The organism is Streptomyces sp. NBC_00557, from assembly GCF_036345995.1.
In the GTDB taxonomy this organism is placed as follows: domain Bacteria; phylum Actinomycetota; class Actinomycetes; order Streptomycetales; family Streptomycetaceae; genus Streptomyces.
Genome location: NZ_CP107796.1, coordinates 1798788 through 1811655, shown reverse-complemented (window position 1 = coordinate 1811655; position 12868 = coordinate 1798788). Strand labels below are relative to the sequence as shown.

Annotated in this window: 9 protein-coding genes; 4 read left to right on the top strand and 5 right to left on the bottom strand. The window is 73.0% G+C overall.

The features are described 5' to 3' along the window. The first annotated feature begins 29 nt into the window (after window positions 1-29). Window positions 30-1139 carry a winged helix DNA-binding domain-containing protein gene (locus OG956_RS07310; RefSeq protein WP_330337123.1) on the top strand — a complete coding sequence of 370 codons (1110 nt, stop codon included), beginning with the start codon at window positions 30-32 and terminating at the stop codon, window positions 1137-1139. 175 nt (window positions 1140-1314) lie between these two features. On the opposite strand, the gene OG956_RS07305 is transcribed toward OG956_RS07310, so the two are convergent. From OG956_RS07305 to OG956_RS07295, 3 genes are all read right to left on the bottom strand, one after another. Beyond that, complete coding sequence (locus OG956_RS07305) at window positions 1315-2106, bottom strand: S1 family peptidase (RefSeq protein WP_330337122.1); 792 nt, start codon at window positions 2104-2106, stop codon at window positions 1315-1317. 226 nt (window positions 2107-2332) lie between these two features. After that, complete coding sequence (locus OG956_RS07300; RefSeq protein WP_330337121.1) at window positions 2333-5152, bottom strand: ATP-binding protein; 2820 nt, start codon at window positions 5150-5152, stop codon at window positions 2333-2335. A 151-nt stretch (window positions 5153-5303) separates the two neighbouring features. Next, window positions 5304-6134 carry a helix-turn-helix transcriptional regulator gene (locus OG956_RS07295; protein WP_330337120.1) on the bottom strand — a complete coding sequence of 277 codons (831 nt, stop codon included), beginning with the start codon at window positions 6132-6134 and terminating at the stop codon, window positions 5304-5306. Window positions 6135-6245: 111 nt separating this feature from the next. Between OG956_RS07295 and OG956_RS07290 the strand changes: the two genes are divergently transcribed. Beyond that, window positions 6246-7919: an AMP-binding protein gene (locus tag OG956_RS07290; protein ID WP_330337119.1), complete on the top strand. Its 1674-nt coding sequence runs from the start codon at window positions 6246-6248 to the stop codon at window positions 7917-7919. Then, on the top strand, window positions 7916-9508 hold the full coding sequence (locus OG956_RS07285) for an AMP-binding protein (protein ID WP_330337118.1): 1593 nt from the start codon (window positions 7916-7918) through the stop codon (window positions 9506-9508). The genes OG956_RS07290 and OG956_RS07285 overlap by 4 nt, the downstream gene beginning before the upstream one ends. 67 nt (window positions 9509-9575) lie before the next feature. On the opposite strand, the gene OG956_RS07280 is transcribed toward OG956_RS07285, so the two are convergent. Next, complete coding sequence (locus OG956_RS07280) at window positions 9576-10346, bottom strand: hypothetical protein (protein ID WP_330337117.1); 771 nt, start codon at window positions 10344-10346, stop codon at window positions 9576-9578. A gap of 250 nt (window positions 10347-10596) precedes the next feature. Here OG956_RS07280 and gcl point away from each other — a divergent pair, with 250 nt between their 5' ends. Further along, window positions 10597-12384: a glyoxylate carboligase gene (gene gcl / locus OG956_RS07275; RefSeq protein WP_330337116.1), complete on the top strand. Its 1788-nt coding sequence runs from the start codon at window positions 10597-10599 to the stop codon at window positions 12382-12384. A gap of 233 nt (window positions 12385-12617) precedes the next feature. Here gcl and OG956_RS07270 read toward each other — a convergent pair whose 3' ends face one another. Next, complete coding sequence (locus tag OG956_RS07270) at window positions 12618-12848, bottom strand: hypothetical protein (RefSeq protein ID WP_330337115.1); 231 nt, start codon at window positions 12846-12848, stop codon at window positions 12618-12620. Window positions 12849-12868: the final 20 nt, after the last annotated feature.

The following is a 12868-nucleotide window of genomic DNA, read 5'->3' as shown; positions in this document are numbered from 1 at the left end:
GCGTCCGCGATCGGGGTTAGCGTGCGGCCATGACGAAGAGCAGGACGACGAAGGCCCCCCTCCTGGACATCCGCGCCCTCAACCGGGCGACGCTGGAACGGCAGTTGCTGCTGCGCCGCTCCGCGCTCGCCCCCCTCGACGCCGTGTCCCACCTGCTCGGGCTGCAGGCGCAGAACGTCCGGCCGCCCTATTACGCCCTCGCAGCCCGCCTCGACGGCTTCCGGCCCCAGCAGCTGTCCGCGCTGATGGCAGGCCGCGAGGCCGCCCGTATCGTCACCCTGCGCTCCACCCTCCACACCCACACCGCCGACGACTGCCTCGCCCTGCGGCCCTTCGTCCAGCCCGCCCGGGACCGCGAGCTGGGCCAGTTCCGCGCGGGCCTGACCGGCGTCGACCTGGACGTCCTGGCCGCCGTCGTCCGCGAGTCGGTCGAGGACGAGCCGCGGACCATGGCCCAGCTGCGGCAGACGCTGAGCGCGCGGTGGCCCGACGCCGATCCGCGGGCCCTGGCGGTCGCCGCCCGCTGCACCCTGCCGCTGGTCCAGGTCACCCCGCGCGGCCTGTGGGGCCGCAGCGGGCAGGTCGCCCTCACCACCGCCGAGCACTGGCCCGGCCGCCCGGCGGCGAAGGCCCCGGAACCTGACTCCGTGGTCCTGCGCTATCTCGCCGCGTTCGGCCCGGCGTCGGTCAAGGACATGCAGACATGGGCCGGGCTCACCCGCCTGCGGGACGCCTTCGAGCGGCTGCGCCCCCGGCTGCTGGTCTTCCAGGACCCCTCCGGCACCGAGCTGTTCGACCTCCCCGGCGCGCCGCGCCCCCACCCGGACACCCCGGCCCCGCCCCGCTTCCTGCCCGAGTTCGACAACCTCCTGCTCGCCCACGCCGACCGCGCCCGCGTCGTACCGCCCGCGTACCGGGGCCGGCACTGGCGGGGCAACCAGGCCTACCGCACGCTCCTGGTGGACGGTTTCCTCGCGGGCCTGTGGAAGCTGGAGGCGGACGCCCTGGTCATCGAGCCCTTCGCCGGGCTGACCCGGAGCCTGCGGGACGAGGTGACCGCGGAGGGGGAGCGGATGCTCCGCGTCCTGCACCCGGACACGCCGTACGACATCCGCTTCGGGACCGTGGACCGGCCCTGAGGCCGCCCGGCGCCACCCCGGGCCGGAGCGCCCGGACGGCAGGCGCGGCGCCGTTTCACTGGACGTGGAGAGGGGGGCGCTGCGGGCCGCTCGTGGTGGCTCGCAACGCCCCCCTGGCATCTACCTGAGGGGTGCTCAGGTGTCCCTCTTCCGGGTTACGAGCGGACCTGCGCGGTCATGCGCCGACCTGCGCGGTCACCAGGTCCGAGAAGGCGGCCAGCCGGGTGTACACACCCGGGCGGCCGGCCTCCGCGCACCCCTCGCCCCAGGAAGTGATCCCTGCCAGGACGCCCCCGATGAGCAGGGGACCGCCGCTGTCGCCCTGGCAGGTGTCTACGCCGCCGGAGGTGTATCCGGCGCATACCATGTCGGACTGGACGAAGTCCGAACCGTAGGAGGAACGGCAGCTGGAGTCGGACACGACCGGGACGGTCGCGGTCCGCAGCTGGTTGGAGGAGCTGATGTACTCCGAGGTGGTGCCCCAGCCGAGGATCCGGGCCGTGGTGCCGGCCGCGTAGACGCCCGTCTGGGAGGAGGAGACGTACGGCACCGGCTTGTACGGCATCGACGTCGACAGGGTCAGGACGGCCACGTCCTTGCCGGTGGTGGCGTCCGTGTAGTCGGGGTTCACCCAGATCCTGCTGACCTTGCTGACCGTGCCGTCGGTGCCGTGGAGGTAGGTCCTGCCGCCGACCACACGCACCCCGCTCGGGGACGCGCCGGCCATGCAGTGCGCCGCCGTCACGACCTTGGTGGCGGCCACCAGCGTGCCCCCGCAGAACTGGTTGCCGGACGCGTCGGTGATCTGCATGACGAACGGATAGGCCGCCGTCGTGGTGGTCGTACCGCCGACGATGGGCTGCGGGGCCGCGCTCGCCGTGGGGGAGGCGAGCAGCGTGGTCGCCGCGGCGGCGGCGGTGGCCACCAGCGTCGCGGCGGTCTGTCTGGCACGTCTGAACCCGAACATGAGTCTCCTCAGTGGGGGGTTGCACCGGTGGGGGATCGCACGGGGTGGAGCACGGGGCGGGTTCCCCCGCTCGGCGGAGCGTGGGGGAGGATCCGACCCCGTGTGCCCGGGCGAGCGGCACGCCCACTACGCTAGGTCCCGGAACCCCCGGCTCCCAATGAGGGAACCCCCTAGGGGGTCGGGTGAGGGAAAACCCTCGGTCCGGCTCAGTTAACTAGGGCGGCGCTCAGCGCGCCCGTCGAGCCGCCGCCAATCGGACGATGTCCACCCGGGACCGGATCCCCAGCTTGCGGTAGACCCGGGTCAGGGTCGCCTCCACCGTCTTGACGCTGATGAACAGCCGGGCGGCGATCTCCCGGTTGGTGGCGCCCTCCATGACCAGCGCGGCCACCTGACGCTCCATCGCGGCCAGCACCTGCAGCGCGTCCAGGGCCTCCGGCACGGCCGGCCCGGGCTCTGGCTCGGGGGCGGTGAGGGATTCGTCCACCTGGCGCAGCCAGGGCAGCGCCCGGCAGCGCCGGAACATGCGGGTGGCCTGGTCGTACGCCGTGGCCCCCGGGCGCCCGCCGCGCAACCGGGCCAGGGCGAACGCCGCCCGTGCCTCCTCCAGGCCGTAGCCGAGCTTGCCGAGCCGGTCCTGAGCGGACGTCAGCTGGGCCACGGCCGCCTCCAGGTCGCCCTGGGCGGCCCGCACCAGGGCCTCGGACCGGTCGAGGACCGCGAGCACGCTCTCCCGGCCGAGCCGCAGGGCGTGCTCGCGGCTGCTGTCGATGACGTCCTGCGCCTCGGCCGGTTCACCGATCCGGACCAGCGCCTCGGCGAGGTCGCCCTGCCAGCGGCCGCGCGCCGGGTCGGTGATGCCGAGAGCCAGCTCCAGCGCGCGCACCCGGCGCAGCGAGCGCACGGTGCCCGCGGGATCCCCGGCCACCAGCTGGGCGTAGCCGAGCGCGCCCAGGGCCCGGGAGAGGTACATCTGGTCGCCGTCCTCCTCGGCGTGCTCCACCGCCTCCCGGGCGAGCGCCAGCGCCCGGTCCACGTCGCCGCCGGAGGCCTCGGCGAGCGAGGTGAGCATCGCCGAGGCGGTCTCGCCGATCCCGGAGTCCCGGGCCAGACGCAGGCTCTCGCGGGCCAGTTCCAGGGCGCGCCCGCAGTGCCCGGCGCGCAGTTCGGTCTCGGCGAGCCCGCGCAGGAAGTGCACCTCGCTCTCCACCGAGCCGCGCCGGCGCACCTCGCGCAGCAGCGCGGTCACCGTCGCCCGGGCCTCGGTGAGCTGGTCGCTCATCACCAGCCAGCGGAACCGGGCGCTGCCCGCCCCGTTGTGGTGCCAGGCCACCTTGGGGTCCTGAGGCTCCTTCAGGGCGCGCTTGATGGTGCGGGGCGCGTCCGGGTGGCCCATCAGGGTCTCGGTCTGCGCCTGGAAGGCGAGGGCGAGCTGCTCGGTGCGCCGGTCCTCACCGCGCGCGGCCAGCTCGGCGGCGTGCGCGGCGGCCTGGCGGGCCTCGGTGAAGTCGCCCTCCACGATCAGCGCCCGCCACGCCAGCTGGTAGTGCACCAGCGCCAGCAGCCGGGGGTCGTCGCCGGCGTCGGCGAGGGCCTGCGGGAAGACGGCGTCGACCTCGGCCATGGTGTGGCCGGCGCTGTCGATGACGATGATCCAGGCCCGCACCCGTTCGGCGGGCACGCTCGTGCGGGCCAGCACCTCGCGCGCGATGTCCCGGGCCAGGTCGATCTCGCCCGCGGTGATCGCGTCCTCGGCGGCCTGCAGCCGGCGCTCCTGAGGGCTCGGCGCGCCCTCGGCCGGGGTGTGCCGGGCGGCCAGCAGGCCCAGGTGGGCCGCGACCGAGGGGGCGCCGCGGTCCCGGGCGAGGGCGGCAGCCTCGGCGAGCCGGGCGGCGACCTCGGGGTCGGTGCCGGTGGTGGCGAGGGCCAGGTGCCGGGCGCGCTCGATCGGGTCGGAGGCGGCCGTGGACAGCGCCGCGTGCGCGGCCCGCCGCTCGGGCGCGGGCGCCTCCGCGTACAGCGCGGCCGAGATCAGCGGGTGCGCGAACCGTACGGCGGGGGCGTCCGGCTCGGTGGCCAGCAGCCCCAGTTCGGCGGCCTGGGCGCACTCCGCCTCGGCGTTGTCCCGGCCGGCCGCGTGCAGCAGCGCCATCGTGGGACGGGCGCCGGCGCTGGCCACCAGCAGGGTGCGGCGGGCCTCGACCGACAGCATGTCCAGGCGGCTGAGCACCAGGGCGCGCAGGCTGGTCGGCACCGGCAGCGGCTCGCCCGGCCGGGGCGGGGTGGGGCGGTCGGCGAGGGCGCGGCCGAGTTCGAGGGCGAACAGCGGGTTGCCGCCGGAGGTGCGGTGGATCTCGCGGACGGTGGAGCGGGGCAGGCCGCCGTGGCCGCGGTGGTCGAGCAGCTGGGCGACCTGGGCGCGGGTCAGCGGGCCGAGGCGGACCGCGAGGGTGTCCGGCGGGCAGGCGCGCAGATACCGGTCGTACTCCTGGCTCCCGGTGCCCTCGGTGCGCACCGCGCACAGCAGTTGCACCGGGGTGCCCTCCAGGCGGCGCGCCGCGAAGCCGAGCAGTTCGGCGCTGGCCGGGTCCAGCCACTGCAGGTCGTCGGCGACGACGAGGACGCCGCCGTGCCCGGCCAGCGCGCGCAGCGCGGACAGCACCGCGAGGCGCAGCGCGAGGCCGTCGCGCTGGAGGCTGGACTCGCCGCGGCCGGTGAGCGCGGACTCCAGGGCGGTGCGCTGGGCGAGGGGCAGCCGGGGCGCGACGTCGTCGAGGACCAGGCCGAACAGGTCGGCGAGGGCCAGGAACGGCAGATGCGATTCGGACTCGGTGGCGGAGCAGCGCAGGACGGTGCGGGCGGTGGCGCCGTATTCCTCGGCCAATGCGCGCAGGACCGTGGATTTTCCAATTCCGGCGGGACCGTGGAGCAGCACACTGCCGCCCGAGGCGAGTTGCTCACGGGCGCCGGCGCACAGGTCCTCGCGGCCGATGACCAGGTCGGGGCGGCACCTGGCAGGCTCCTGGAAGTCCCGTCGCACGGTCACCGCTCCCCTCGTGTCGTGTCCGGGCCAAATTCTAGGCAACGATCCTGGAAATTCGGACGGAGGCTGTGGTGAGGGAAATAACAGACGGTCAAGGACGAGGAAATTAAAGGCGCCCAGGCCGGAACGAGAAGGTTTCCTGACGACCGTCGCGTCACGGCAACAGCCCCGCCCTGCGGGCCGCGGTCACCGCCTCCCCTCGGGTGTGCGCGCCCAGCTTCCGCATCGCCGAGCGCAGATAGCCCTTCACCGTCTCCGGGCGCAGCCCCAGCCGCTCGGCCACGGTCGCGTTGGTCGCCCCCGCCGCCACCCAGGACAACACGTCGAGTTCCCGCGGCGCCAGGGTCACACCACCGGAGCGTGGCGGCGCCGTCAGCAGGCCGCAGGCCGCCAGCAGTTCCGCGCGCAGGTCCGGATCACCGATCCGCGGCGCCAGGGCCCGCAGCGCCGCGTGCGCCTCACGGACCTGTTCCCAGGCGGCGCCCCGGTCGCGGTCGGCGGGCTCCGGCCGCGCCGCCGCCAGCAGCTCCCCGGCCTCGTCCCGCACCACCAGCGCCTGCTCCACGTCCCGCGCGACGGCCATGGCCGCGCCCAGCGTGCGGTCACCGAGCGGCTGGGCCGAGCGCAGCGCGCCGTAGAGCACCCCGCGCACCCGGCGCCGCACCACCACCGGCACCGCGAGCACCGAGCGGATGCCCTCGGCGGCCACCGGGGCGTCGTACTCGTGGCTGATCTGCCGGGAGCTGGAGTAGTCGGTCACGGCGCACGGCCGGGCCAGCGCCACCGCCTTGCCGCCGAGCCCGTTGCCCGAGGTCACCGCGAGGGAGCGCAGGGCGGTGGTCGTCGTGCCGCTCAGCTCGCTGATCCGGATCTGCGGCCGGCCGGACTCCACGAGGCCGCCGAAGGCGACGGGAAGGCCCGTGGCCCGCCGCAGCCGGCCCAGCGCGCCGCCGATCTCCACCGCCTCCGCCGCGTCTGCCGTCACCTGCTCGCCCTTTCTGCCGCCCACACCCCCGTTCGGGGGTGGTGAGACCTGCATCACGGATTAGACGATGCCAGAGAGCCGCCCGGCAATGGTCCGGTACGAGGAGGACAGATGACGACGGCGACCGAGCAGTTCCGCGGGGCGCGGGACTTCCTGCTGGCACACCGCGAGGACTATGCGGCCGCGTACGCGGGCTTCGCCTGGCCGCGGCCCGCGCACTTCAACTGGGCGCTGGACTGGTTCGACGCGATCGCCGCCGGCAACGACCGGACCGCGCTGCACATCGTCGAGGAGGACGGCGCCGAACGGCGGCTGTCCTTCGCCGAGATGTCCGAGCGCTCGAACCGGGTCGCGAACCACCTGCGCAACCGGGGTGTCGCCGCCGAGGACCGGATCCTGGTCATGCTCGGCAACCAGACCGAGCTGTGGGAGACCATGCTGGCCGCGATGAAGCTGCGCGCCGTGGTCATTCCGGCCACCCCGCTGCTCGGCCCGGCCGACCTGTGCGACCGGGTGGACCGGGGCCGGGTCAGGCACGTGATCGTACGGGCCGAGGACACCGCCAAGTTCGACGGCGTGCCGGGCGCCTACACCCGGATCGCGGTCGGCGGCCTGCCCGAGCAGGGCTGGGAGCCGTACGAGGACGCGTACACGGCCCCGGCGGAGTTCCTCCCCGACGGCCCCACCCTCGCCGACGACCCGCTGATGCTCTACTTCACCTCCGGTACGACCGCACGCCCCAAGCTGGTCGAGCACACCCACACCTCGTACCCGATCGGGCATCTGGCGACCATGTACTGGATCGGCCTGAAACCCGGCGACGTGCACCTGAACATCTCCTCGCCGGGCTGGGCCAAGCACGCCTGGTCCAACCTGTTCGCGCCGTGGAACGCCGAGGCGACCGTCTTCCTCTTCAACTACACGCGGTTCGACGCCGCCCGGCTGATGGCCGAGATGGACCGGGTGGGCGTCACCACCTTCTGCGCCCCGCCGACCGTGTGGCGCATGCTCATCCAGGCCGACCTCGGCCAGTTGCGCACCCCGCCCCGCGAGGTGGTGGCCGCGGGGGAGCCGCTCAACCCCGAGGTCATCGAGCAGGTCCGGCGGGCCTGGGGCGTCACCATCCGGGACGGCTTCGGGCAGACCGAGACCGCGGTGCAGGTCTCCAACAGCCCCGGCCAGCCGCTGAAGCCCGGCTCCATGGGCCGGCCCAGCCCCGGCTACCGCGTCGAACTCCTCGACCCGGTCTCCGGCGCGCCCGGCGCCGCCGAGGGCGAGATCGCCCTGGACCTCGCCGAGCGCCCGGTCGGCCTGATGACCGGCTACCACGGCGACCCGGACCGCACGGCGGAGGCCATGGCGGGCGGCTACTACCGCACCGGGGACATCGGACGCCGGGACGAGGACGGATACATCTTCTACGTCGGGCGCGCCGACGACGTGTTCAAGGCCAGCGACTACAAGATCAGCCCGTTCGAGCTGGAGAGCGCGCTGCTGGAGCACGAGGCGGTGGCCGAGGCCGCCGTCGTGCCCGCGCCGGACGAGCTGCGGCTCGCCGTGCCCAAGGCGTACGTCGTGCTCGCCGCGGGCTACGAGCCCGGACCGGACACCGCGAAGGTCATCTTCGAGCACTCCCGCCAGGTGCTCGCCCCCTACAAGCGCATCCGCCGGCTGGAGTTCGGCCCGCTGCCCAAGACCGTCTCCGGCAAGATCCGCCGGATCGAGCTGCGCGAGGCGACGGCCCAGGGCTCCGGGAACGAGTACCGCGAGGAGGACTTCCGGTGACCGCCGAGCTGTCGTACACCCACGGAACCGGTGCCACCGCCCTGCTCGGCGACACCATCGGCGCCAACCTCGACCGGGCCGTGGCTAAGTGGCCGGAGCGCGAGGCGCTGGTCGACGTGCCCTCGGGGCGGCGCTGGACGTACGCCGAGTTCGGCGCCGCCGTCGAGGAGCTGGCGCAGGCGCTGGCGGCGAGCGGAGTCGCCAAGGGCGACCGGGTGGGCATCTGGGCCGTCAACTGCCCGGAGTGGGTCCTGGTCCAGTACGCCACCGCCCGCATCGGCGCCATCATGGTGAACATCAACCCGGCCTACCGCACCCACGAGGTCGAGTACGTCCTGAACCAGGCCGGGATCTCGCTGCTCGTCGCCTCTCTGAGCCACAAGACCAGCGACTACCGCGCGATGGTCGAGGAGGTCCGCCACCACTGCCCGGCGCTGCGCGAGGTCGTGTACATCGGCGACCCCGGTTGGGAGGCGCTGCTCGCGCGCGGCACCGGGGACGCCGCGTACGAGGAGCTGTCCTGCGACGACCCGATCAACATCCAGTACACCTCGGGGACGACCGGATTCCCGAAGGGCGCCACCCTCTCCCACCACAACATCCTCAACAACGGTTTCTTCGTCGGGGAGTTGGTCGCCTACACCGAGCAGGACAGGATCTGCATCCCGGTGCCGTTCTACCACTGCTTCGGCATGGTGATGGGCAACCTCGCGGCCACCTCGCACGGCGCCTGCATGGTCATCCCGGCCCCCTCCTTCGACCCGAAGGCCACCCTGGAAGCCGTCCAGCGGGAACGCTGTACGTCCCTCTACGGCGTCCCGACCATGTTCATCGCCGAGCTGAACCTCCCGGACTTCGCCCGTTACGACCTCTCCTCGCTGCGCACCGGCATCATGGCGGGCTCGCCCTGCCCGGTGGAGGTGATGAAGCGGGTGGTCGCCGAGATGCACATGGCGGAGGTGTCCATCTGCTACGGCATGACCGAGACATCGCCGGTGTCGCTCCAGACCCGCCGCGACGACGACCTGGAGCACCGCACCGGCACCGTCGGCCGCGTCCTGCCCCACCTGGAGGTCAAGGTCGTCGACCCGGCCACCGGGGTCACCCGGCCGCGCGGCACGGCGGGCGAGTTGTGCACCCGCGGCTACAGCGTGATGCTCGGCTACTGGAACGAGCCGGAGAAGACCGCCGAGGCCGTCGACGCGGGCCGCTGGATGCACACCGGGGACCTGGCGGTGATGCGCGAGGACGGCTACGTCGAGATCGTCGGCCGGATCAAGGACATGATCATCCGGGGCGGCGAGAACATCTACCCGCGCGAGATCGAGGAGTTCCTCTACGCCCACCCCAAGATCAGGGACGTCCAGGTCGTCGGGGTGCCGCACGAGAGTTACGGCGAGGAGGTGCTGGCCTGCGTGATCCCGCAGGACGCGGCCGACCCCCTCACCCTGGAGGAACTGCGCGCCTTCTGCCACGGCCGGCTCGCGCACTACAAGATCCCCAGCAGGCTGCGGATCCTCGACTCCTTCCCGATGACGGTGTCCGGAAAGGTGCGCAAAGTCGAACTGCGGGAGATGTACCAGGCGTGAAACGCCGCTGGGCGAGAAGCGTGAAACGCCGCTGAGCGAGCATCGGCTTCTTTGCGCCGACGGGTTCTCAGAGGCCGTCGGGAGCCGGCCGCGTGCCCCGTCCCGGTGCGCCGGTGGTGTTCAGTGTGCCGGCCGGTTCGTTCACCGGCCGGGCGACGCCCGCGAGGTCCAGGACGAACAGGGGGACGCCGAGGGCGTCCGCGCCGCTGCGGGCGGCGTCGGTGTACCCGGCGAGGGAGAAGTACACGCAGTCCGCCGACTCCGTCATCGCGGTCAGCCACAGGCACTCAACATCGCGGGGCGCCGCCGGGCGCACGGTGGGGTCGACCTGGGCGAGGAGGCCGGGCGCGGCGAGCCCGATGCCGTTCGGGGGCCGCTGGTCGGCGCGGCGGACGTCCCCGTAGCCGAGCCGGCGCAGATGGAGCGCGGCGACGGTCACGGCGTCGAGGGCGGTGCGGATGGCGCGCGGCGGGAAGGCGGGGCGGCGGGCGGCGGGCTCCGGCCCGGGTCCCGCCGGCGGTGTGCCCAGGGCGGCCGGGAACGTCTCGGCCGCCCCCGGCGGTGTGCCGGTGTCCGCCGCAGTCGTCACCGGGATGCGCAGGACCGTGCCGCAGGGGCAGCCCAGCTCCGGACGCGGCCACTGGTTGCGGCGTCCGCAGGCGGCGCAGGGCACGGTGAGCCACTCGTCGTCCCAGGCCCGGTGGGCCGCCACGGCCGGTTCGGCGGCCGGGTCGAGGCGCGGGGCGGTGGGCGCGCCGCAGGCGCAGGGGTACGACGGCGCGGTGTAGAAGTGCTCGCGCCGGCAGGCCGGGCAGCGCACCGGCACGCTCTCGGGCATGACCCATCTCCCAGGCGTCGCGTCGGATCCGTCGCGGGACAGCGGCTCCCATCGTCCTCCCTCCGGGCCCCGCTTGTCCGGCTCTTGTCCCGTCCCGGCCGCTCTTGACGACATGGTCCCGCGCTTCTACATTGCTTCCAGATAGTAGAAAGTAACTTCCGCAATGCGGAATAACAGGAGACCTGGAGACTGTGCTCACCGCGGGGCGCGACGGGAGTACGCATCCGAGAAGCCGGAGCAGGAGTACTCGATGGCCCGAATGACCGCTGCCCGCGCGGCAGTTGAGATCCTCAAGCGCGAGGGCGTCACCGACGCCTTCGGTGTGCCGGGTGCGGCGATCAACCCGTTCTACAAGGCCCTCAAGGAGGGCGGCGGCATCCACCACACCCTCGCCCGCCACGTCGAGGGCGCCTCGCACATGGCCGAGGGCTACACCCGCACCAGGCCGGGCAACATCGGCGTCTGCATCGGCACGTCCGGCCCCGCCGGCACGGACATGATCACCGGCCTGTACTCGGCCATCGGCGACTCCATCCCGATCCTGTGCATCACGGGCCAGGCGCCCACCCACGTGATCCACAAGGAGGACTTCCAGGCCGTCGACATCGCCTCGATCGCGGGGCCGGTCACGAAGATGGCGGTGACCGTCCTGGAGGCCGCCCAGGTCCCCGGCGTCTTCCAGCAGGCCTTCCACCTGATGCGCTCCGGCCGTCCCGGCCCGGTCCTGGTCGACCTGCCGATCGACGTCCAGCTCACCGAGATCGAGTTCGACCCGGAGACGTACGAGCCGCTGCCCGTCTACAAGCCGGCCGCGACCCGCGCCCAGATCGAGAAGGCGATCACCTTTCTTCTGGAGTCGCGGCGTCCCGTCATCGTCGCCGGCGGCGGCGTCATCGGCGCCGACGCCGCCGACCTGCTGGTGGAGTTCGCCGAGCTGACGCAGACCCCGGTCATCCCGACCCTGATGGGCTGGGGCGCGCTGCCCGACGACCACGAGCTGCACGCCGGCATGGTCGGCGTGCAGACCTCGCACCGGTACGGCAACGCCACCTTCCTGGAGTCCGACTTCGTCCTCGGCATCGGCAACCGCTGGGCCAACCGCCACACCGGCTACAAGCTGGACGTGTACCGCGGCGAGCGGAAGTTCGTCCACGTCGACATCGAGCCCACCCAGATCGGCAGGATCTTCCCGCCGGACTACGGTGTCGTCTCCGACGCCAAGGCCGCGCTGGAGCTGTTCGTCGAGGTGGCGAAGGAGCTGAAGGCGGCCGGCAGGCTTCCCGACCGCTCCGACTGGGTCGCCTCCACCCAGGAGCGCAAGGCGACGCTGCTGCGCCGTACGCACTTCGACAACGTGCCGATGAAGCCGCAGCGCGTGTACGAGGAGATGAACAAGGCCTTCGGCCCGGACACCCGGTACGTCACCACCATCGGCCTCTCCCAGATCGCCGGCGCGCAGATGCTGCACGTCTACAAGCCGCGCCACTGGATCAACTGCGGCCAGGCCGGCCCGCTCGGCTGGACCGTTCCCGCCGCGATCGGCGTCGCCAAGGCCGACCCGGACGCCCCGGTCGTCGCGCTCTCCGGCGACTACGACTTCCAGTTCATGATCGAGGAACTGGCGGTCGCCGCCCAGCACAGGATCCCCTACGTCCACGTGCTGGTGAACAACGCCTACCTGGGCCTGATCCGCCAGGCGCAGATCGGCCTGGACATCGACTTCCAGGTCAACCTGGAGTTCGAGAACATCAACACGCCCGAGATCGGCGTCTACGGCGTCGACCACGTCAAGGTCGCCGAGGGCCTCGGCTGCAAGGCGATCCGGGTCACCGAGCCGGACCAGCTCGGCGCCGCCTTCGAGCAGGCGAAGAAGCTGGCCGCCGAGTACCGGGTGCCGGTCGTGGTCGAGGCGATCCTGGAGCGGATCACCAACATCTCGATGAGCCGCACCATGGACATCAGCGACATCACCGAGTTCGAGGAGCCGGCCACCGAGCCCGGCCACGCGCCGACGTCGATCAGGCCGCTGAAGGTCTGACACCGCCGGGCACACCAAGGGCGGCCCGTCCCGCTGGACGGGCCGCCCTTTCGCGTCCCCCGTGGCATCCCCCGTCGTGCTCCCCCGTGAGGGGCCCGCCGCCCCCGTGCCGGCGGGCCCTGGTGCACGTAATCTGCCCTACCGCGGGGGCGGTTGACGCCTCCAGCCCCGTCTTCAGAGGTTGATTTGAGGGTGCCGTAGCCCGTCTACGACCGCTGTCGTACACCCTGTCGCTACAGCTCGTACTCCGACAGCCCCGGCCAGTCGTCGGGCCCGCCGCCCTGCCACTCGATCAGATCGCTCTCCTCCACCTCGATCCGGTCCAGATCGGCCAGCCGCAGGATCTCCACGACATCGTCCAGATGCGAGGCGATCCCCAGCGTCACGTGCCCCTCGGTCACCCGCCGCGACCCGTCGAGAGCGGGGGAGTGCACCACGATGTGCGGGTACTGCGTATTGCCCATGTCTTCAGCGTGCGGCGCGG